The organism is Kitasatospora sp. NPDC093102, assembly GCF_040683915.1.
Taxonomy (GTDB): Bacteria; Actinomycetota; Actinomycetes; order Streptomycetales; family Streptomycetaceae; genus Kitasatospora.
The window spans coordinates 170845-192148 of sequence record NZ_JBFBFA010000005.1; the positions used below are offsets into that span (position 1 = coordinate 170845).

Sequence of the window (21304 nt, forward strand, 5' to 3'; positions counted from 1 at the left end):
GTGCCGGCCGCGGCGGAGCAGGCTGCGGCGTTCCGTGTGATTGGGGTGGTCATCGTGGAAATTCGGGTGCTCGGGGCGCTGGACGTCCGGGTGTGCGGGGTGTCGGTGGTGCCGTCGGCGCCGAAGCCGCGGCAGGTGCTGGGGCTGCTGGCGCTGCGGGCGGACCAGGTGGTGCCGGCCGGGGTGCTGGCCGACGAGCTGTGGTCCGGCCGACCGCCGCGCAGTGCGCGCACCACCGTGCAGACGTACGTGCTCCAGCTGCGGGACCTCATCGACCGGGCGCTCATCGCGGCCGGTGCGGCGACGGGGGTGTCCTGCGCCAAGGACGTCCTGGTGACCTCGCCGGGCGGCTACATGCTCAACAGCGGCGGCGGACTGACGGACCTGCGGGAGTTCGAGCGGCTCGCCGGAACGGGCTACCGGGCGATGGACGGCGAGGACTACCCTGCGGCGGCCCGGCTGCTCGGCGAGGCGCTCGCGCTGTGGCGCGGATCGGCCTTCGCGGACGTCCCGGTCGGCGGCCAACTCGCCGTCGAGGCGAAGAGATTGGAGGAGACCCGGCTCTGTGCGCTGGACCAGCGGATCGAGGCCGACCTGCGGCTCGGCCGGCACCGGGTGCTGCTTGCCGAACTCACCGTGCTCGTGGATCGCTACCGCACCCACGAGAGCCTGCACGGCCAGTACATGATCGCGCTGCACCGTTCCGGCCGCCGGGGCGAGGCACTGGAGGCCTACCAGCGCCTGCGGAACACCCTGGTCCGGGAGTTGGGCATGGAGCCCTCGGTCGGACTGCGGCGGCTCCAGCGCTCCATCCTGCTCGCCGGGCCGGAGCGCGCGGACCGCGAACCCGCCGGTGTGGCCGCAGGACCGGAGGCGGCGGCCCGGTTCAGCCGGGTCGGCTGAACCGGCTGGCCGTCCGGGGCGGCGCCGGATCGCCGGAGTCGGCCGCGGACGGCCGTCGGAAGCCGCGCCGCCCGTCGTGGGCGGCCGCGGTCCGGTCGGAACCTGCTTGTCGTTGTGAGGGGTTGTGGGACGGGTGGTCCAGGAGAGGTCGGAACGGACGCGCGGGCGGCTGGTGGAGGCGGGGGCGGCACTGTTCGACCGGCGCGGTTACGCCGGGGCCACCCTCGGCGAGATCGCCTCGACCGCCGGAGTGACGAAGGGGGCGCTGTACTTCCACTTCGCCTCCAAGGAGGAGCTGGCCAGAGCGGTGTCCGCGCGGGCCGAGCGCTCGCTGCGGTCGGCCTGCGTGGAACTGCGCGCCTCCTCCCCGCTCCAGGGGTTGATCGACGCGGGGTACTGGCTGGTCGACGCCCTCGGGGCGGACCCGGTGATCCGGGCCGCCTTCCGCCTCGGCCGCGAGGACGCCGGCTGGCAGGCCTCGCCCACCACGGCCGGGCCCACCACGGCCTCGTCCAGCGCGGCGGGGCCCACCACGGCCGGGTCGGCGTTCGCCGACCTGCGCGGCTTCCACAGCGTCTGGGCCGGGGTCGTGCGGGACCTGCTGGCCGGCGCCCGCCGCGCGGGCGAGCTGCGCGACCGCTCGGGCGGGCTCGGCCCGGAGACCCTGGTGGTGACTGCCGCCTGCGGTCTGGAGGTGGTCTTCGCCGACGGCTGCCCCGCCGATGAGCGTGCCCGCCGGGTGGGCGCGCTCTGGGACTGGCTGCTGCCCTGCCTGGTGCCACCGGGCACGGCCGGCGGCTACCGCACCAGGCCGCCGGCCCGGCAGCCCGCCTGAACCCGGGCCCGCCTGAACCCGCGCCTGCCTGATCCCGGGCCCGCCTGAACCCGGGCTCGCCTGAACTCGGGCCCGCCCGAATCCGCGCCTGCCTGATCCCGGGCCCGCCTGAACCCGACCCCCGGCGGACAGCGGGCCGCCCCCGGTACCCGAAGACACCGGGGGCGGCCCGACCGCCGTCGGACGGCGGGATCGAAGGCGTTACGCCACGTACCGGTTGGCAGCCGCGCGGCGCCGGATCCGGGCGAGCAGCAGACCGCCGAGGATGAACAGCCCGGCCCCGCCCCCGGCCAGGCTCGCGGTGGCGGTCGGCGCGCCGCTCTCCGGCGGCCCGTCCGAGCTGCCGCCCTGCGGCGGAGCCGGGTGGTGACCCGGACGGCTCGGGCAGCCGTGGCTCCCGCCGCCCTTGTGGTCGTGCCCCTTCGGCGGGCAGGGCGAGACGGCGATGCAGAGCTCGACCGGCGGGCTCTCCACGGTCCGCCCCTGCGGGTCGACGGCGGAGGCCCGGGCGGTGTTGGTGATGCTGCCCGCCCGGGCGTCCTCCTCGGTCACGGTGTAGGTGCCCCGGCAGGTGGTGCTCTGCCCCGGGTCGAGGGTGGTCTGCTCGCAGGTCACCTGCCGCACCCTGTCGTCGCTGACGGCGACATCGGTGAGCGTGGTCGTCCCGGGGTTGGTCACCGTGTACGTGTAGGTGACGGTGTCACCCGGGTGCACGGTCCCCTCGGCGTCGGCCCGCTTGGTGATGGACAGTGAGGACTCGCCGGCGGGAACGACGTCGACGGTGGCCTGGGCCGGCGGGCTCTGGACGGCCTGACCCTGGGGGTCGGTGCCGTTGGCGTGCGCGGTGTTGGTGACGTGCCCGGCCTGGGCGTCCGCCGCCGTCACGGTGTACGTCCCGTGGCAGGTGGCGCTCTGACCGGCGCTCAGAGTGGTCTGGTCGCAGGGAACCCCCTGGACGTGGTCGTCGGTCACGGTCAGGTGGTCGACCGCCGCCGTCCCGGTGTTGGTGACCGTGTAGGTGTAGTGCACGGTGTCGCCGACGTGGAACGGCCCGGCGCTGCCGGCCCGCTTCTTCAGGTCGAGCTTGGCGACGCTCACCACCTTCAGCGTCACCTGGGCGATCGGGCTCTGCACCGTCTGTCCCTGCGGGCCGGTGGCGGTCGCCCGGGCCGTGTTGGTGACGTGGCCGAGCTGCTCGTCGGCGGCGGTCACGGTGTACGTGCCGTGGCAGGTGGTGCTCTGACCGGCGGTCAGAGTGGCCTGGTCGCAGGTCACGTCCGCGGCGTGGTCGTCGGCGACGGTGAGGCCGGTCAGCGTGGTCGTTCCGGTGTTGGTGACCGTGTAGGTGTAGTGCACGGTGTCCCCGGTGTGGACCGGCCCGGCGGTGTCCGCCCGCTTGGTCAGGCCGAGCGACGACGGGCCGACCACCGTGACGGTGGCCTCGGCCTCCGGCGAGGTGACCGGCCGGCCGTTGGACGTCCCGCCGGCGTGGGCGTGGTTGGTGACCTGCCCGGCCTGCGCGTCGGCCGCCGTCACGACGTAGCTGCCCCGGCAGACCGTACTGTCCCCGGCGCTGCCCGCCGGCGCCAGCACGGTGGCGTCGCAGGTGATTCCGGTGACCTTGTCGTCCGTCACCGTCAGCGCGTCGATCGGAGTGCCTCCGGTGTTGGTGACCACGTAGGTGTACGGCACGGTGTCGCCGACGTGGAACGGCTCGGCCGCGTCCACGTGCTTGACCAGGGAGATCCCCGGCGGCGCCACCACCGGCACGTCGGCCGTGGCGGGCGGCGAGGTGACCGGGTTGCCGTCGGAGGTCCCGGTGGCCTGGGCGGTGTTGAAGACGTGGCCCTGGGCGGCGTCCGCGGCGGTGACCCGGTACGTCGCCGTACAGGTCACCGTCTTTCCGGGGTCCAGGGTGATCACCGGGCAGGTGACCGGCCCGACCTTCGGGTCGTTCACGGCCAGGTCGTTGACCGGCACGTTCCCGGAGTTGGTGACCACGAAGTCGTACGGGATCGGGGTGCCCACCGTCAGCAGTCCGGGCAGCGGCTCGTGCGGCTGCTTGACCAGGTTCAGCGCGGGCAGCGGCTGGTCGGTGTTGACGACGACGTTGCGGATCAGGTGCACGTCGGTGAACAGGCCGGTGGACCCGGCGAAGCCGAACTTGTAGGTCGAGGGCACCGGCTCCGGTGCGGGGGTCTGGAGCACCTGGTGCGGGCCGGTGCCGTCGTTGAAGTCGACGGAGACCGTCAGCACCGGTGAGGGCGCGGGCGTCAGGTGCACGTTCATCCGGCGGCGCGAGGGCTCCAGCAGGGTCTGCGCCTGGTCCGGGGTGACCCCGGGAGGCAGCGTGGTGAGCGGGCCCTGGAGCGTGCCGGGCAGCGTGGAGGGCCACGGGCCGGTGGTGGTGAAGTTGCTGGTCGTCGCGGTCAGGAAGCAGTAGCCGGTGGTGCCGTCGCCGGGGCCGCGGACGGTGACCATGTTGGCGCCGGGCGCGGGCACCCGGAAGGACGTGCCGGCGGGGGAGCGCTGGGCACAGCCGTTGCCGCGCTGCTCCCAGTCGCCGAAGTAGTTGCCGAGCACGTCGAGTCCGACGCCCAGGTAGCCGCGGTCGACACCGGGCAGGAAGGTGAGGTTCGGGTCGTCGTCGGGCAGCTTCTGGGCGTAGCCGAGGCTGCCGCCGAAGGCGCCGGGGTGGGTGAGCGAGACGTCGCCGTTCACCAGGAAGAACGAGATGCCGTCGGCCGGGGCGTTCGGCGTGGTGCTGCCGTACTGCCACTGGTCGAAGGTCACGTCCAGACCGTTGCCGGCCGGCAGGGCCTGGTCGAAGAGGACCGCGCCGCTCTGGTCGGTGGCGGCGTCGGAGATCCGCAGGTAGCCGAGCGGCGCGCTGTTCAGCGGCGGCACCGGGCCGGTCTCGGTGGCGGGGCAGCCGCCGAGCGGGTGGTCGCCGGGCCCGGGCTGGGCAGGGGCCGCGCCGGTGAGGCAGGCCGAGCCGACGGCGGTGAAGCGCGAGTCGGCAGTGGCACCGGTGAACGTCTCCTGGAGCAGGGGCGTGCCGACGGCCCGGACTCGCTCCGCCGACGGCGCCGCGGGACGATGGGCGGGAGTGACGGCCTGGGCGAGCGGAGCGGTGAGGCCGGCACCGAGCAGACCCAGGGTCGCCGCGGCGCTGATGGTGCGGGCCGTTCGGGCACGAAGCCGGGACGGTCCGCGGGATTGTCTCGTCATGCCGTCAATATGCGCGGCCACTACGGTCGGTTATCGCCCGGTACTGTCAGTGGACCTATCAAATAGCTCGGACGAACGAGTGTGACGCCGGCTTGTGACGGGAAGGGCTGGGGCCTCGGCGTCAACCGGGTCGACCCGGCGGCCCCGCTTCCGGCCGGCATATGGAGGGGGGAGCCGTTCCGATCACTCTCGGCCGGCGGTGCGGTAGGGTGGCCGACGCCGAGTATGACCGCGACTCAGGGAGGTGAGACCCATTACCGGTATGTCCGAGCGGGTGCTCCCGGAGCGCGGCCGTGCGGGCGCCCTGCGCGCATAGCGCGGACGGCGCGCCGACACGCTGTCGGCCCTCGCGGGAGCCCTGACGGAGTCGTCAGCCCTCCCGTCTTCCCCCAAGGGGTTCTCTTGTCGGTCTTCTCCTCCGCCTCCCTCCGTTCCTCGGTCGTCTCCCGGCTGCGCGCCGCCGGTTGCGTGTTCGCCGAGGACGAGGCGCGGATCCTGCTCTCCGCCGCCGCCTCGCCCGCCGACCTGGCCGCCATGGTCCGTTCCCGCGCCGACGGGCGGCCGCTCGAACACGTCGTCGGCTGGGCCGAGTTCGCCGGTCTGCGGATCGCCGTCGACCCGGGTGTCTTCGTCCCGCGCCGCCGCAGCGAGTTCCTGGCCGCCACCGCCACCGCGCTGACCGCCCCGGGCGCGGTGGTGCTCGACCTGTGCTGCGGCAGCGGCGCGCTGGGCGCCGCGCTGGCAGCCGCGGCCGCCCACCCGGTCGAGCTGTACGCGGCGGACATCGATCCGGGCGCGGTCCGCTGCGCCCGCCGCAACCTGGCCGGCACCGCGGCGCGGGTCTTCCAGGGCGACCTGTTCGGCGCCGTGCCCGCGGAGCTGCGCGGCCGGGTGAACGTGCTGATCGCCAACGTCCCGTACGTCCCGACCGGCGACCTCGGCCTGCTGCCGCCCGAGGCGCGACTGCACGAGGCCCGGCCCGCGCTGGACGGCGGGGCGGACGGGCTGGACGTGCTGCGGCGGGTGGTCGCCGAGGCGCCGCAGTGGCTGGCGTCCGGCGGGTCGCTGCTGTTCGAGACCAGCGAGCGGCAGGTGCCGACCGCCCTCGCGGTGACCCGGGCGGCCGGGCTGGCGGCGGTGGCGAGCCGGCAGGAGGAGCTGGACGCCACGGTGGTCGCGGCGACGCTGCGCTGAACCGCTCTGCTGCCGAGGGTGGTTCGCCTGCGGCCCGGCGGCGTGGGCCCGGCCACCGTTCCCCTGTGACGGTGGCCGGGCCGGGTCGGTCAGATGCGGGTGCCGTACACGTGGTCGACCGGGATGGTGAGGAGTACCCGGCGGTCGGAGACCATCACCTCGCGGTACTCCGCCCAGTCCGGGTGCTCCCCGGCGGCACGGCGGTAGTAGGCCACCAGCGCCTCGACCTCCGGCCCGTCGGGGTCGGTGCCCGGCCCGGTCAGGGTGGCCACGCCCTCGGCGGTGGCCCAGGAGCGGCCGTCCGGTCCGGTCACCTCCAGGCTGGCCCGCGGGTCCCGGCGCAGGTTGGCGGTCTTGGCCAGCCCGTCCCGGGTGGAGATCAGGATGGCGTTCGCCGCCCGGTCGTAGAACGGCAGGACGGGGGAGAGCTGTGGCCGGCCGTCCGCCTTGATGGTGGCGAGGACGCCGAGGCGGCTCTGCGCGAGCAGCGCGTACGGGTCGAAAGGAGTGGCGGTCATGGGAGCATCATCGGCCTTCACACCGGTGTGAAGGCAAGGTCTGCCACGCGTGTTGGGCGCAGGAGGCTCCGCATGATGGCACGGCCGGCGAGCCGGTGCGGGAGGTTCGGAAATTCGCCGTGATCTCCGGCGCGAGCCGCTAGGGTCGGCCCGAGAGTTGTGACGGTCCGTCATCGGATGCGTACCGTCCGAGCCGAGGGGACACCGCACGATGGCACGCGAGCGCAGGCCGGTGGAACTGCTGGAGTTCTCCGACGACCTCCACACCGACGACGTCACCCCGCTGCAGGCCTTCCTGGCCGCCCGTCTCCGCGAGGTGGTCGAGGCCCAATCCGAGGACAGCAGCGCCCGGTTCGCCGCCGAGAGGCTGGCGGAGGTCACCGCCGGCGACTGCGTCTTCCTCTCGGACGTCCTGGTGGCCTGGGAGGAGGTGGTCCTGGAGGGCCGCAACGACGAGCCCGGCTGGACGCAGCGGATGCGCCAGGACGCCATGCTGTGGTGGGAGCGGCTCTGCGAGACGGCGGACCGGTTCCGCGACCATCCCGACCACCGCTCCCGCTGGCGCCCGCTGGCGTACATGAACCTCGCGCACGCGGAGCTCATGGCGGGCCTGACCGACCGGGCGGGCGGCGTGTACGGGGACGGGGCGCACCCGTGATCCCGGACGGCCGGGGGCAGTGACCGTCGGCGGCGCCGTCTGTCGGTGCCGGCTGGTACGGTCCCGCGCATGAGCAATCGTGTGCCGTTCACGGGCGGCGAGAAGGAAAGTCTTCATGCGGCGCTGGACCGGCACCGCGATGCGGTGCTGTGGAAGGTGGAGGGGCTGGACGACGAGCAACTGCGCCGTCCGATGACACCCTCCGGGACCAACCTGCTGGGGCTGGTGAAGCACCTCGGGGGCGCCGAACTCGGCTGGTTCCGGGAGACGTTCGGCCGGGACACCGGTCCGCTGCCGTTCGACATCGACGCCGACGAGACCTCCGACATGCGGGTGGAGCCCCACGAGTCGACGGCGGAGGTCCTGGCGTTCTACGCGCGGGCCCGGGCCGGCGCCGACGAGGCGATCCGGGAGCTGGCGCTGGACGACCTCGGCACCTCCTGGTCGGGCAACACCGTCTCGCTGCGCTGGGTGCTGATCCACATGACCACGGAGACGGCGCGGCACGCCGGGCACATGGACATCCTGCGCGAGCTGATCGACGGCGGGACGGGGGACCACAACCGGAGCTGACCCCGGACGTTGCTCCCGCTCGGCCCGCCCTCGGGTCCGGTGCTCAGGCCGTCAGCTTCCGGACGGCCCGGGCCAGCGCCTCCGCCGTGCACCGGACGTCCGCCTCCGTGGTGCGCCAGTTGCTGAACGCCGCGCGCAGGGCGGGCCGGCCCGCGTGGTGGGTGGGAGTGAGGAAGGCCTCGTCGGCCAGCTCGGCGGCGAGCGCGGCCAGCCGCTCGGGGGTCGGGTCCGCCGTCAGCGAGAAGCAGACCACGTTCAGCCGCACCGGGGCGAGCAGCTCCAGGCCGTCGATCCGGGCGACGTGCTCGCCGAGCGTCCGGGCACCGGCGATGCAGCGTTCCACGATCTCCCGGTGCCCGGAGCGGCCGTACGCCCGCAGGGTGAACCAGGCAGCGAGGGCGCGCAGCCGGTGGGAGTTCTCCGGCGTGAGGTGGACCAGGTCGGGGTGCTCGCCACGGGGGTACCCCCGGCCGGAGGCCGGGGAAGGGCCGAGGTAGGCGGCGGCGTTCCGGAAGACCCGGGCCTGGAGGTCCGGGCGGCGGGTGAACTGCACGGCGCTGTCGTACGGCACGTTGAGCCACTTGTGCAGGTCGACGCAGACCGAGTCGGCGAGGTCCAGCCCCGCCACCAGCTCCGCGTGCTCCGGCGACAGCGCGGCGAAGGCGCCGAACGCGGCGTCCACGTGCAGCCAGAACCCGTACCGCTCGCGCAGCGCGGCGATCGCCCGCAGGTCGTCGAAGTCGACGGTGTTGACCGTCCCGGCGTTGGCCACCACGACGCACGGCCCCTGAGCCTCGGCCAGCGCCCGCTCCAGCGCGGCCACGTCCACCGACTCCCGGCCCGGCAGGACGGGCACCGCGTGCAGAGCCGTCCGGCCCAGGCCCAGCACCGACAGCGCCTTGGCGACGCTGGAGTGCGCACTGCCCGACAGCACCCGGACCCGGCCCAGGGCGCCGGCCCCGTCCTCGGCGACGTCCACGCCGAGCCGCTCGCCCAGCCACTCGCGGGCGATCGCCAGCCCCACCGTGTTCGACATCGTGGCGCCGCTCACGAAGGTGCCGTGGTGCGCCGCCGAGAGCCCGAACAGCTCGCGCAGCCAGCCGACCGTCTCCCGCTCAAGGTGCTGACCGGCCGGGTCCAGCGAGGAGTTGGAGTTCTGGTCCACGGCCGAGGTCAGCCAGTCGCCCGCGAGCGCCGCCGGTGTCGCCCCGCCGGTCACGAACCCGAAGTAGCGCGGACCGGCGCTCGCCGACAGCCGCGGCTCCCAGCGCTCCGTGAACTCCGCCAGCGCCGCCCGCACCCCGCCGCCCTCCTCGGTGAGCGGCGCGACGGCGGGCGACTCGGTCCGTTCGACCACGGGCCGCTCGTCGAGGCCCGTCAGGAAGGCGAGCGCCCGCTGCCGGGTCTCCTCCAGGAGTTCGGGCAACCGGCCCAGATCGGCGGCGAGTTCGGGGTGCATGGCGCTTCTCCGTTGATCGACTGTGCGCCGAGGCTAACCACCGGGGTTGCCGGCGTCCCGGTCCAATCCGGAACGGGTGGCCTGGAAGGCGCGGCGGCCGAGCTCCCGGGTCTCGCCAACCGGCCGGTGCCGCCGGTGCTTTGGACTCGTAGGTCCAATTCCCGAGGCCTACCGTGCTGTCCGCCGCCCAGGGCCTGTCTTCAAACTCCCGTCGTCCGCCCGCAGACGGGGGTTTGAAGACAGGCCTTAGCAGCAAGGCCGACGGTTCTGGGGCGAATCCCAAGGAATTCACATCCTTCGACTCAAAACAACCCTGGATGGGAATTTCCCGTCGGTCCCTTGACCTCTCCGGAGGGGGCGGACGATGATCACCGTGCACCGCGGGCGAGCAAAAGTTCCATTGTAGGGCGGATTTTCGATCCGAGACTTCAGGGAGGTGCAGGGCTGTGCGTTCCATCACCGCTCCCGTGGCGCCGGGGCGCTTTCCGCTGCTCGGCCACCTGCCGCAGCTGGCCGTCAAACGGGTGGAGTTCCTGCAGTCGGTCAGGGCGCAGGGCGACATCGTCAGGATATTCCTCGGGAATCGGCCGGTGTTCGTCCTGAACTCGCCGCAGGCCGTCCACGACGTTCTCCTGACGCAGAGCAGGAAGTTCGGCAAAGGGCTGCTGTTCGACGTCGCGCGGCCTTTCATCGGGAACGGCATCATCACATCTGATCGGGATTTCCACCTTCGCCAACGGCGGGCGCTCCAGCCGGCTTTCCGCCGGGACGGCATCGCCGCGTGCGTCGGCACGATGACCGACATCGCTGAGGAGCAGGTGTCGGCCTGGCGTCCCGGCGAGGTGATCGCCATGGACCTGGTGCTGCGCCGGATGATGACGGTCATGCTCGTGGCGACCCTGTTCAGCACCGAACGCCCGGACGGCGCCGACGCCGTCGCCGAGCTGGGCGAACGCGTCGCCGAGCACCTGACCACGGTGATGCGCGGGGTCTTCGTGGGCACCGTGCTGCCCGCTCCGATCGCGTCCTCGCCCGCGCTGGGCCACCGCCGGTACCTGGCCGCGGCCACGGCGCTTCGCGAGCTCGCGGACACCGCCGTCCGACAGGCCCGGCAGGCCGGACAGGGGAGGCAGGGCGGCACCGGCCGCGGGGACCTGCTGTCGATCATGTTCGCCGACACTCCGGGCAACCCGCGGGGAATGACCGACGTGGAGGCCCGCGACGAGCTGTTGTCCCTGCTCATGGCCGGCGCCGAGACCACGTCCACCACGCTGGCCTGGGCGCTCCACGAGATCGGCCGGCGTCCGGAGCTCACCGAGCGGATCAGGACCGAGTGCGAAGCGCTGCCCGTAGGCGCCCTGCCCGGCGCGGCGACGCTCCCGTTCACCGAGCGCTTCCTCCGGGAGGTGCTGCGGCTGCACCAGCCCAGCTGGCTGCTCATGCGGCGCGCCCTGGAGCCGGTGCGCGTCTGCGGGGTCGACCTCCCGCAAGGGGCCGAGCTGATCTACAGCGCGCTGACGATGCACCGGGACCCGGCGTACTACCCGGACCCGCTGCGGTTCGACCCGGACCGGTGGCTCGACCGTACCGAGAAGGACCTTCCGCCGGGCGCCTACGTCCCGTTCGCGTTGGGCAACCGGAAGTGCATCGGGGACCACTTCGCGATGACCGAGATGCTGGTCGTGCTCCGCTCGATCGTCTCGCGGTGGCGGCCGCGGCCGGTCGAGGGGCACCGGGTCCGCCCCGTGGTCCACGCGCTGATCCGGCCCAACGCGCTGCCCATGCGCGTCTCACCCTGGCCGGCCGACTGAACCGGCCCCGTTCCCGAAGGTGCGCCACACCATGACATCGACGGCAGAGCCCTTGTCCGTGGACCCGGGGGCACCGGCCCAGGCCCCGGCCCTCGACTCCGTTCCGTTTCCGCGCCGGATCAGCCCGGACTTCCGGGCCGCCCACGACCGCCACCTCGGCTGGCCGGAGTCCTTCGGCTTCCTGTCCACGGAAGCGGAGCGGGCCCACCACCTCAAGGGCCAGTTCCCGCTGATCGCGGCCATGTTCTATCCGAACGCGACCGGGAGCGAACTGGACATCGGAGTCGACCAGCAGAGCTGGTACTTCCTGTTCGACGACGCGCTCGACGAGCAGTGGGGCGGGTCGCCCGAGCGGGTCCGCCACCTCGTCGGACTCGTCAAGGAGGGCGTCACCGGCGAGGCGTCCCCGCTGCCGCTGGCCGGGGCCTTCGCCGACATGCGGCAGCGCAGCTGCCGCGACATGCCTGCGGACTGGATCCAGCGATCGGCGGCCCACTGGTCCTCCTACCTCGACCACCACGTCCACGAGGCGCTCAGCCGGCAGGCCGGCACGCCCATGTCGCTGGGCGCCTACCTGCGGGTCCGGCGCCACACCATCGGCGTGGCACCGGTCGTCGACCTCGCCGAGCGGCTGTCCTCGTGCGTCCTGCCGGACCACCTGTACGCACTGCCGCACCTGTCGGTCATGCGCGAGATGACGAAGACCTTCATCATCTGCGACAACGACATCGTCTCCCTGGAGAAGGACGCGGCCCTGGGGGAGCAGAACAACCTGGTGCTCTGCCTGGAACGGGAGCACGGGCTCTCCCGGCCGGAAGCCGTCGACCGGGCGCTGCACCGCCGCAACGAAGCCCTGGAACTGTTCACCGGCGCCCACCGGGCCCTGCTCGGCACCGCGGCGACCGGCCACCTCGACCCGGCCGAACGCGACCTGCTGCACCGATACTGCACGGAGGCGCTGCAAACCACCATCCGCGGCGCTTACGACTGGCACCACGCCTCCACCCGGTACCGCGGGTAGGCCCTGCCCGCCCCGTTCCACGACCCGCGTTCCCGGGACCGACACAGCTGAGGAGCCCGCACCATGCCCGATCGCCGCTCGGCGTCCTTCGTCGCCTCCGAACGGGACCGGACCTGCCCGTTCGACCCGTCGCCGGACCTGCGCCGGATGCGCGAGGAGGACGGCCTGCCGCGGTTGCGGGTGTCCCATCCGGTTCGCGGCGAGATCGAGGCCGTCGTCATCACCCGGTACGGCGACGTCCGGGCCGCCTTCGCGGAGGAGCGCCTGGTCACGGGCAACGGCATCGACCCGTCGCTGCCGCACACCCTGTTCAACCACCCGGGCTTCCTGCCCGCCTACAGCGGCCCGGAGCACATCCGCCTGCGCCGGACGCTCACCGGCAGCTTCACCGTCCGTCAGGTCGAGCAACTGCGACCCGCGATCGAGACGATCGTCTCCGACCATCTCGACGCGATGGCGGAGCAGGGGCCGGGCGTCGACCTGGTCGAGGCGTTCGCCCTGCCCATCCCGTCGCTGGCGATCTGCGAACTGCTCGACGTCCCGTACGGGACCCGGGCAATGTTCCAGCGCTGCTCCCAGGTGATCATGGACGGTACCGTCGATGCCGAACAACTGGTCGCCGCCTCGGCCGAGTTGAATGCGGCCATGGCGGACATCGTCGCGCGCAACCGGGCCGTCCCCGGGGACGGCGTGCTGGGTGCGGTGGTGCGGCAGCACGGCGCGGAGCTCACCGACGAGGAGCTCGTCGGCTTCGGCACCACCCTCCTGGTCGGGGGACACGAGACCACCGCGACGATGCTCGCCCTGAGCGTGCTGGCCCTGCTCCGCCATCCGGAGCAGCTCGCCGCCCTGCGCGACGACCCGGCGGTCACCGGCACCGCCGTCGAGGAACTGCTGCGCCATCTCGCCATCCCCGCGCCGCTCCTGCGCACGGCCGTGGCCGACGTCGAGATCAACGGCCACCGGATCGCCGAGGGCGAGCACGTTCTGCTCTCCCCGCTGACCGCGAACCGCGACCCCGAACTCGCCCCCGAGCGCCCCGACGACCTCGACCTGCACCGCCGCCCGGTCGCCCAGCTGTCCTTCGGCTTCGGCGCCCACCAGTGCCTCGGGCAGCAACTGGCCCGGCTGGAACTGAAGATCGCCCTGCCGGCCCTGTTGCGGCGCTTCCCCGCCCTGCGGCTCGCCATCCCCGAAGCCGGCCTCCGTTTCCGTGAGGGCTCGACGGTCTACGGTGTGGAGGCGCTCCCGGTCGCCTGGTGACCGGCACCCCGCGCACGCCCGGTGGGGGAGCCCGCGCGGGGGAGTTCGGCGCGGCGGACGGCGGGGAGGCACGGGCCAGGGCGGCGCCGAGGCAGGAGAGGGCGCCGCAGCCGACGAAGACCGGGGCGGTGCCCCAGGCATCGATGGGGACGCCGACCAGCGGGTAGCCGAGCGGGGCGAGGCCGACCATGGTGAGCATGATGACCGAGGTGACCCGGCCCAGGTAGGCGGGGTCGGCGGTGGTCTGGATGAGGGCGCTGTCCAGGCTTCCAAAGACGCCCGCGGTGAGGCCGACCAGGGCGGCGAGGAGGGCGGCGGTCCACAGGAGACGCCAACCTGGCCGTGCAGAAGTTCTCAGGTTGTCCGGCCGTCAGGGTCAAGACCTACAACTCCCGATAACCGGTCACACGGGGCCGCCGGACCCCGGCCCCGCACCACCATCGGGCCTCGGCTCACCGAGCACCTGCCGGCCCGGGGGCCTGGCTCCAACGGGCGTGTCACGGCTGAGCAAGCGTGTCCGGTCACAGGCGCCTCGTCGAGGCGCCGGACGACGGTCAGCGCAGGGTGACCTCGCGGGGGCCGTTGAAGGGGGCCAGGGACAGGACGGTCTTCGGGGTGCGCAGGGCATCGTGTTCGGTGAAGAGGCGGCGGACCGCGGGCAGGTCGATCGGGCCGACCGTCAGGTGGGCGACCTCGTCGTACGGGGTGTGGGGCGTGTTGGTGGAACCGGTGCCCCAGGTGTCCCAGAGGAGGGTCTCGACCTTGTTCAGGGCGGCGAGGTCGAGCCGGGTGTAGTGGGCGACGAACCACTCGCCGTTGAGCGGGCCCTCCTCCGGCGGGTGGACGCCGAAGGAGGAGGCGGCGGCCCGGCCGGAGCGGATCGTGCGCCAGGCCCGGCCGGCGACCAGGAAGCGGTCGCGCGGGACGTCCATCGGGTCGAAGTCCACCCGCCAGGCGGTGGCGACCCTCGGATCGGCCAGCTGCGGATCGGCGAGCAGCCAGCCGCGTCGGTCGTCCCAGTACTCGGTGGCCACGTGGTCGCAGTGGAAGCCGTCCGGGCCGAGGTAGTCGGCGAAGCCGCAGCGCAACCGGGCCGGGACGCCGACGTGGCGGAGGAAGGAGCAGTGCAGCAGGGCCAGGTCCCGGCAGACGCCGACGAAGCGGTCGGCGGGCGCCCGTGGATGGTTCAGCGGGGCCGGGTTGCGGTCGGTGATCAGGTACAGGATGTCGTCCAGGTAGCGCGTCTCGGCGTCGTGGTGGAGCCGGTCGGCGGGGATGGGGTGGTGGAACAGTCCTCCTTCGAGACGATGGATGATCAGATTGCGGGCGATCCTGGCGAGTTGGACCGGATCGCCGGGCAGATCGGTGTAGCAGGGGAGGTGGGCGCCGGGGTCGGAGAAGACGCTCTGCCCGAGGTAGAAGGCGGGGAAGTCAGCGGAAGGCACGGGGGAACTCCCATGGGGCTTCGGCCGCATGATCGATGGCTGGGCCGCTGGTCCTCACCGTGGCAAATTTTCGGGGTGGTTGTCCAGAAGAGTCCGATGGGCAGGGGTGGTCCGGCAGATCGGCGTGGTTCGGTGGGTGGGGACGGTCCAGGGAGGCGGGGTGGTTCAGCGGGACGGCGTGGGGACGCCGCCGCCGTCGACGTGCTCGACACGGACGCCGGGCAGGGAACGGGACCAGGCCTTGGCGAGCGGGGCGAGTCGGGCGGCCGGGAGCGGATCGGGGCCGAGGCCGATCGGGAGGTGGGCGCGGCCGTCGGCCGTCCGGTACGGGTGGGGCCAGGCGTGCAGCCCGGTGGCCCCGGCGTCCTCCAGGGCGGCCAGCAGGGCGCGGATGCGGCCCCGGACGAGGCCGAGCGACTCCTCGCCGGTGCTGACCACGGCCCAGGCGGCGTGCCGGCGGTGCAGCGGGGGAGCGGCGAGCAGGGCGGGCCAAAGGTCTTCGCGGCCTTCGGCGCTCCCGGCCGGCTCGGTGCTCCCGCGGGTTTCGGCGCTCTCGGTGGTCAGTTCCCAGGCCCGGAAGAGCTCCTCGGTGAGCAGGTCGCGGGTGCCGGCGCTGACCTGGGTGGTGCAGCTGCGGACCGGGGCGGAGGGGGTGAGGACGGTGAGCGGGCCGGACGGGGGAGGCGTCGGGGCGGTGGTGAGGGCGACGGGCCGGCGCCAGTCCCAGCCGGCCCAGGTCTCGGTGAAGCGCTGGAAGAGGTCGTCCTCGGGATCGCCGGTCGTGTCCAGGACCGTCCGGGCGGCCAGCACCGACCAGGCGAGCGAGGGAACTTGGCCGAAGGGCGCGGAGTCCAGGCCGCGCGCCCGCGCCCAGGCCTTGACCTGGCGCGCCAGCCGGACGAAGGTGGCGTGCCGGGCGCCGAGCGCCGTCAGGATCGCCTCGGCGTCCGTGACCGCGCTCAGCGCGACGGCCTCCGCCTCGCCCAACTCCGCACGGCGGTCGACGGCTTGGGCCGGGTCGAGCGGACCGGTGAAGACCACCACGAGGTCGACCGTCAGGCCGTCGGCGGCCAACCGCAGTCCCGGCACCCGGGCACCGCGCACCTCGTGCAGCCGTCGGGCCTCCGGCAGCGCGGCGGCCACCCGGGCGTGGACGGCGGGCAGGTCGGCGGAGCCGGGCAGTGCCGCCACCAGGTCCAGGTCGGCGCCGTCCAGCTGGCAGCCGAGTCGCCGGGAGCCGACGGTGTGCACCACTCCCTCGGGCAGGGCAGCCGCGATGCGGCGGGCCAACGCCCGGGCAGCGGCGGTTCGCTGGGCCGGCTCCGGGGCCGGGGAGGCGATCGGCTGCTCGGGCACCGCCCGCGCCTCGCCCGTCCCGAGCGAGACCACCGCGCGCGGGCGCATCGGCTCGGCGCCCCGGCGGGAGAGCACGACCAGCTCGCCGACCCGGGCCGGTAGCCCGGAGAGCCGGGCCGTGCAGTCGGCGGCCACGCGCTGCGGGTCGTCGCTGCGCCCGAGGGTCAGATGCGGGGTGAAGCCCTCCGCCCGGCCGCGGCAGCGGGGGAAACGCCGCTCCAGCGCGTGCCGCAGCGCCGCCCAGGGCGTGGGGGAGGCGGCGGCCGGGTCCAGCCAGACGGTGGCGTCCTCGCGGTGCCCGAAGGTGTGCACGCCCTCCAGCTGCGCGGTGAACGGCGCGACCTCGGCGGCGGCCGCGGCCAGCAGCGGCAGGGCGCGGTCGAACTCGGACTCCGGCACGAAGCCGAACAGCAGGTTGACGTGCGGGGGCCAGCGGCGCAGCTGAGGGTCGTACGCCTCGCGCAGCCGCTGGATCGGCGGCCACAGCTCCTCGGGCGGCAGCCAGGCGACGGCGGTTCGGGCGGTGGGTGCGGCGGCGAGGACCTCGGGTGCGCCGCCGCCGTCGCCGTCGAGGGCGAGGTCGACGGCCACGCCGTAGTGGTCGGAGGGCAGGAGCCCGTCCTCGGCCGGGCGGTCGCCGAGCAGGACGGCCGCGGTGGCGCGGGTGCCGCCGGCGCGGTGCAGGACGCGGTCCAGGCGGCCCGGGCGGCCGGTCAGCGAGGAAACCGCGGCGAGCGGGTTGGCCGTCGGGTCGAAGGTGGGGGTGTCGTCGGCCGGCCCGTGCACCTGCGTCCAGGCGTCCCGCAGGCCGAGCGCAGCGGCCGGGCCGGCCGGCCCGGAACGGCCGTCGTTGAAGTCCCCGAGCAGCAGCAGATCACCCTCGACGGCCGCCAACCCTTCGGACAGTCGGGCGAGTTCGGCCTGGCGGCGGTCGGCGCCGTCGGGTGAGTGGTCGCTGCTGAGGTGCACGGCGGCGACGGTCAGCGGCGCGCCCGCCGTCCGTACCGACACGGCGGCGACGGCCTTGTGCGGGCCCAGCGCGTGCTGCCCGGCCGCCAGCACCGGCAGCCGGCTGAGCAGCAGCAGGCCGTGATCGTCGACCTCCGGCCCGAGCGGGTCGGCGCCCAGGGTGTACCCGGCGCGGACCCAGGGGGCCGTCAGCAGCAGGGCGACCAGGGCGGGCTCGACCTCCTGGAGGGCGATGACGTCGGCGTCGGCGGCCGCCAGCGCGGCGAGCAGCAGCGGCCGGCGCCGGGCGGTGGCGATCCGGTCGGCGTCGTAGCGGTCCCACAGGGTGTTCCAGGTGACCACGCGCAGGGCGGCCGTGGTCGGGGCGTCCCGGGTGGCGTCGGCGGGCCGCCAGCCGCCGTCCCGGTGCCAGGCGTACGGGGTGGCCGCGGTGAAGAAGGGTGCGGGCAGGAGGGGCGGGTGGGTGCGGCGCCCGGCCTCGGTGCTGTCGAGCAGGTCCACGCCCGAGGCGCGGTCCCAGACCCGTACGCCGTCCGCCTCGACCCAGTGCACCCGGTGCCAGGGGATCTCGCCGGAGGCCGCGAAGGCCTCCAGTGGGACGCGCTCGGTGCGGTCGTCGCGCTGGCGCACGCCCAGGGTGAACCGGGCCGGGTCGAAGCGGGTGTCCCAGCGGATGCGCTGGCAGATCTGTTCGATGGGGCGCATCAGTCCTCCTGCTCGTCCAGCGTGCCCGCGGTGTCCTCCACGGTGCCACCGGGGCCGACGTACCAGGTGCGGTGCGCCTGGCCGGGGTAGGGCGGGCCGAAGCGGTGCAGCTGCGCGGTGAGCACCTCGGCGGGCACCGGGTGCGGCCGGACGGCGTTGCGGCGCAGGAGTTCGTCCTCGCCGACCACCAGCACCACCTGGGTGACCAGGGCGTCGCGGCGCTGCGCGACGGCGTGGACCTGGGAGCGCTGCCGTCCGTTGAGCGAGGTGGCGTCCCAGACGACGGTGGTGCCGGTGGTGTCTCCGGCGGCCAGGGCGGCGTCCAGCCGGGCCAGCCCTTCGCGCAGCACCTCGGCGTTGTCGCGCTGGTCGCTGCGCGAGCCCCGGGCGGCGCGCAGGTCGTCCAGGCTGATCCGGGCGGCCACGCCGGTGAGCCCGGCCGCGAAGCTGCTCTTGCCGCTGCCGGAGGGGCCGCACAGGTGGACCAGCCGGGGGAAGCGGCGGTCGCGCCAGCGCCAGGTGGCCGCCACGGCCTCCTCGGCGGTGGCGATCCGGCCGAGCGCGTACGCCTCGCGGGCCTGGGCCCAGCAGCGGTCGGCGGCGTCGTGGTCCAGGCCGGCCAGCGCCTCGCGCAGCTCGGTCCGCAACCGGGCGAGCGGCGCCTCGCCGAGCAGCCCGGCGTCCTCGGCGTGCAGCGCCGACCAGGCGACCTGCTCGCGCTCCGCCCGTCCCGGGGCGGCGGTCGCGGCGACGGCGTGCAGCACCCCGAGGTCGGCGGCGGCCGAGAGCCGGACCAGCCCGGCGCGGCGCTCCTCGTCCGGGTACGGCTGCTGGAGGGCGGGGTGCAGACCGACCAGGTCGGCGACCCGTCGGGCGAGCGGCACGCCGAGCGGGCCGGCCAGCCGCGGCGCCAGCGACTGGCGGCGGGCGGTGCGCAGCGCGGTGGCGAGCACTCCGGCCAGCCGGCTGTCCCCGCCCCGGCCCAGTTCGTCCAGCCGGACCGACACCTCGGACAACTCCTCTGGCGAGCAGTCGAGTTCGGGAAGGTTCAGGGCGGCGGCGAGGGCGGGAGGTTCGGGCAGCGCACCGGAGCGTACGGCCCAGAGCGCGGAGCTCGGGCCGAGCCCGTTCTCCACCACCGCGGCGTGCATCCAGTGGGTGCCGGTGCGCACGTGCCGCGGGCGGACCCACTTGGCGACCCGCTCGCCGAACTCGGCCCGGGGGAAGCCCCGGACCGTCCGGACCACGTACCCCTCCTGCCGGTCGAGGTCCAACCGCAGGGCGCGCAGGGCCCGTTCGTCGTAGCGGCCGCGCCACAGCACCCGAGGGGCGGGGATGCCGAGGCGGCGCAGGAAGCGGACGGTGTCGTCCCAGTCCAGGCAGTGGTCCTGGCCGGCGGGACCGGTCGTCCAGACCGAGAAGCCGTAGAACCAGCTCTCCAGGCCGGTGTACGGGATCGAGTGCCGGGCGAACAGGTTCTCGCCGCAGATCCGCCAGCCGACCGGGATGCGCGGGGCGATCCGGCCCTGGAGGCCCTTCACCCACGCGCGGGAGGGGTGGTGGCCGGAGTCCAGCGAGCGGGCGTGCAGGCCGTCGCGGTAGAGCGTGGTGTTCTCGCCGTCGAGCTTCTCGGTGACGACGACCTCGGCGCCGGCCAGCGCGGACAGGTCCCCGGTCCGTACGTCGTCTGCCGCGGCGCCCGGTGACCAGGGCAGATGCGGCGTCCGGGGGTAGTGCACACGCATGTCCGGCTCCCTGGGCGTTCTTGATCCGGCGGCCACTGTAGGAGCGGAGCGAAGCCCCGGCCACCGATTAAACGGGGCTGGTGAGAGTGCCCCTCGGCAGCCGAGGGGACCGGGTGACACGCGGGCAGGAACGTCCCTGCACCCCCGTGCCGCGCCCGCGCGGTGCAATGGCGCCTCCCGACACGCCGTCAACAGGGGAGGCCGACAGGTGGAGACGAGGACGAAGGACACGGGCCCGGTCCGGGTGCTGGACGTGGCGAGCGCCGACTACCGCCGGGCGTTCGAACTGTTCCTCGCCGGCACGGACGAGAAGCCGGTCACCCACACCCGGCTGAGCGAGATCGCGGACGCCCTGCCGCACCGCCGCGTCCTGCTGGACCTCGGCGCGGGAGACGGCCGCACCACCGCCTACCTGAGCCGCTCCTTCGACCGGACGATCGCGGTGGAACCCAGCGCCGCGATGCGCGAGAAGCTCGGCACGGCCTGCCCCGACGCCCTGGTCCTCCCGGAGCCGCTCGACCGGGTCCACCCGCCCGAGCAGGGCGACCTCGTCCACCTCTCCCACGTGCTCTACTACGTGCCCGAGGCGGACTGGCTCGGCACCGTCACCCGGGCCCTGGAGTGGGCGGCCCCCGGCGGCACCCTCCTGGTCGTGCTCCAGAACCCGGAGAGCCCCTGCATGCGGATGGCCGCGCACTTCACCGGCGTCCGCTACGACCTCGGCCCGCTCGCCGACCGCCTGCGCGAACGGCACCCGGAGCACGGCTACGCCCTCGAAACCCTCGACCTGCACTACCGCACGCCCCACCTCGCCGAGGCGGTGGACGTCGCCGAGTTCATGGTCAACGTCGCCGACCTGGCCGCCCTCGACCCGCGCCCCTCCCGCGCGGCCCTGACCGCCTACGTCCGGGACCACTTCGCGCTCCCCGCCGACGGCTACGCCATCGGCCACACCCAGGACATGCTCGTCATCCGCCGCGCCGCCCAGGCCTGAACGGCCGCCGCGGACACCCACCCGGGACCCCGGCGATGCCGGCGGGGTTCGGGGGTCTGGCCGTTGAGGTCCCGCTCGTTCCTGCGGGGGCAACCGTGTCCGTCGCGCCGGCCTGCTGCCGTGAGCTGGAGGGTCGCAGGGCTTGCCGGTGGGGTGGCTTCCGGGCCTTCGGTTGCCCCGGCCGGCTGCGGGCGGTCAGTGCGTCGAGCCCTGGATCGCTTCGTCCTCGTCCTGCACGTCGGCGGCATCGCTGAGACCGAGGCGCAGGTGCTCGATGTGGTAGACGGCCTGGTCGAGGAGTTCGGCGACGTGGTTGTCGTAGAGCGCGTAGACGACCGAGCGGCCCTGGCGGGTGCCGACGACGAGGCCGAGGTTGCGGAGCAGCCGCAGTTGGTGGGAGCAGGCGGACTGCTCCATGCCGACCTCGGTGGCGAGTTCGGTGGCGGCGCAGGAGCCCTCGCGCAGGCGGGAGAGGATCAGCAGGCGGGAGGGGGTGGCCAGGGCCTGCAGGGTGGTGGCCACCCGGGCGGCACTGGCCGCGTCCAGGCGCGTACGCGGGACGGCGGTGGCGGGAGCGGCTCCATGACCCATGGGGGCAATACTACAACTCATAGATGAAGGGGC

Annotated in this window: 16 protein-coding genes and 1 pseudogene; 9 read left to right on the forward strand and 8 right to left on the reverse strand. The window is 74.2% G+C overall.

All coding sequences use genetic code 11. The annotated features are described in order from the left end of the window. The first annotated feature begins 54 nt into the window (after positions 1-54). Both AB0O11_RS10105 and AB0O11_RS10110 read left to right on the forward strand, forming a co-directional pair. The gene (locus tag AB0O11_RS10105) at positions 55-903 is read left to right on the forward strand and encodes an AfsR/SARP family transcriptional regulator (RefSeq protein ID WP_363383815.1); all 849 of its coding nucleotides are present in this window, start codon (positions 55-57) and stop codon (positions 901-903) included. 133 nt (positions 904-1036) lie between these two features. After that, positions 1037-1738 (forward strand): ScbR family autoregulator-binding transcription factor, encoded by a 702-nt coding sequence (locus AB0O11_RS10110; protein ID WP_363383817.1) that lies wholly within the window; start codon positions 1037-1039, stop codon positions 1736-1738. Positions 1739-1939: 201 nt separating this feature from the next. On the opposite strand, the gene AB0O11_RS10115 is transcribed toward AB0O11_RS10110, so the two are convergent. Beyond that, positions 1940-4969: a hypothetical protein gene (locus AB0O11_RS10115; RefSeq protein WP_363383818.1), complete on the reverse strand. Its 3030-nt coding sequence runs from the start codon at positions 4967-4969 to the stop codon at positions 1940-1942. Positions 4970-5371: 402 nt separating this feature from the next. On the opposite strand from AB0O11_RS10115, the gene AB0O11_RS10120 reads away from it, so the two are divergent. Then, positions 5372-6163: a putative protein N(5)-glutamine methyltransferase gene (locus tag AB0O11_RS10120; protein WP_363383820.1), complete on the forward strand. Its 792-nt coding sequence runs from the start codon at positions 5372-5374 to the stop codon at positions 6161-6163. An 89-nt stretch (positions 6164-6252) separates the two neighbouring features. Here the strand turns inward: AB0O11_RS10120 and AB0O11_RS10125 are convergent, their stop codons facing one another. After that, positions 6253-6681, reverse strand: coding sequence for a PPOX class F420-dependent oxidoreductase (locus tag AB0O11_RS10125; RefSeq protein ID WP_363383822.1), 429 nt, complete (start codon positions 6679-6681; stop codon positions 6253-6255). A 211-nt stretch (positions 6682-6892) separates the two neighbouring features. On the opposite strand from AB0O11_RS10125, the gene AB0O11_RS10130 reads away from it, so the two are divergent. Next, positions 6893-7339 (forward strand): hypothetical protein, encoded by a 447-nt coding sequence (locus AB0O11_RS10130; RefSeq protein ID WP_363383824.1) that lies wholly within the window; start codon positions 6893-6895, stop codon positions 7337-7339. A gap of 69 nt (positions 7340-7408) precedes the next feature. Next, the gene (locus tag AB0O11_RS10135; protein WP_363383825.1) at positions 7409-7912 is read left to right on the forward strand and encodes a DinB family protein; all 504 of its coding nucleotides are present in this window, start codon (positions 7409-7411) and stop codon (positions 7910-7912) included. 43 nt (positions 7913-7955) lie between these two features. On the opposite strand, the gene AB0O11_RS10140 is transcribed toward AB0O11_RS10135, so the two are convergent. Continuing rightward, positions 7956-9371, reverse strand: coding sequence for a pyridoxal-dependent decarboxylase (locus AB0O11_RS10140; protein ID WP_363383827.1), 1416 nt, complete (start codon positions 9369-9371; stop codon positions 7956-7958). 524 nt (positions 9372-9895) lie between these two features. On the opposite strand from AB0O11_RS10140, the gene AB0O11_RS10145 reads away from it, so the two are divergent. The 3 genes from AB0O11_RS10145 (at position 9896) to AB0O11_RS10155 (ending at position 13466) form a co-directional block, all read left to right on the forward strand. Then, positions 9896-11182 (forward strand): cytochrome P450, encoded by a 1287-nt coding sequence (locus AB0O11_RS10145; protein ID WP_363384004.1) that lies wholly within the window; start codon positions 9896-9898, stop codon positions 11180-11182. Between the two features lie 31 nt (positions 11183-11213). Beyond that, the gene (locus AB0O11_RS10150; protein ID WP_363383829.1) at positions 11214-12203 is read left to right on the forward strand and encodes a pentalenene synthase; all 990 of its coding nucleotides are present in this window, start codon (positions 11214-11216) and stop codon (positions 12201-12203) included. Between the two features lie 63 nt (positions 12204-12266). Then, on the forward strand, positions 12267-13466 hold the full coding sequence (locus AB0O11_RS10155) for a cytochrome P450 (RefSeq protein ID WP_363383831.1): 1200 nt from the start codon (positions 12267-12269) through the stop codon (positions 13464-13466). Here AB0O11_RS10155 and AB0O11_RS10160 read toward each other — a convergent pair. From AB0O11_RS10160 to AB0O11_RS10175, 4 genes and pseudogenes are all read right to left on the reverse strand, one after another. Then, a pseudogene (locus AB0O11_RS10160) lies at positions 13433-13791 on the reverse strand (MFS transporter); the annotation flags it as partial. The gene AB0O11_RS10155 and the pseudogene AB0O11_RS10160 overlap by 34 nt on opposite strands. A gap of 229 nt (positions 13792-14020) precedes the next feature. Further along, positions 14021-14911, reverse strand: a complete 891-nt coding sequence (locus tag AB0O11_RS10165) for a transglutaminase domain-containing protein (protein WP_363383832.1) — start codon at positions 14909-14911, stop codon at positions 14021-14023. A 165-nt stretch (positions 14912-15076) separates the two neighbouring features. Continuing rightward, positions 15077-17941 (reverse strand): RNA repair domain-containing protein, encoded by a 2865-nt coding sequence (locus AB0O11_RS10170; protein ID WP_363383834.1) that lies wholly within the window; start codon positions 17939-17941, stop codon positions 15077-15079. Continuing rightward, positions 17941-19686, reverse strand: coding sequence for an RNA ligase family protein (locus AB0O11_RS10175; RefSeq protein WP_363383835.1), 1746 nt, complete (start codon positions 19684-19686; stop codon positions 17941-17943). The genes AB0O11_RS10170 and AB0O11_RS10175 overlap by 1 nt, the downstream gene beginning before the upstream one ends. 208 nt (positions 19687-19894) lie before the next feature. Between AB0O11_RS10175 and AB0O11_RS10180 the strand changes: the two genes are divergently transcribed. Then, on the forward strand, positions 19895-20680 hold the full coding sequence (locus AB0O11_RS10180) for a methyltransferase domain-containing protein (RefSeq protein ID WP_363383837.1): 786 nt from the start codon (positions 19895-19897) through the stop codon (positions 20678-20680). A gap of 195 nt (positions 20681-20875) precedes the next feature. On the opposite strand, the gene AB0O11_RS10185 is transcribed toward AB0O11_RS10180, so the two are convergent. Continuing rightward, positions 20876-21271, reverse strand: coding sequence for a metalloregulator ArsR/SmtB family transcription factor (locus AB0O11_RS10185; RefSeq protein WP_363383839.1), 396 nt, complete (start codon positions 21269-21271; stop codon positions 20876-20878). Positions 21272-21304 lie beyond the last annotated feature (33 nt).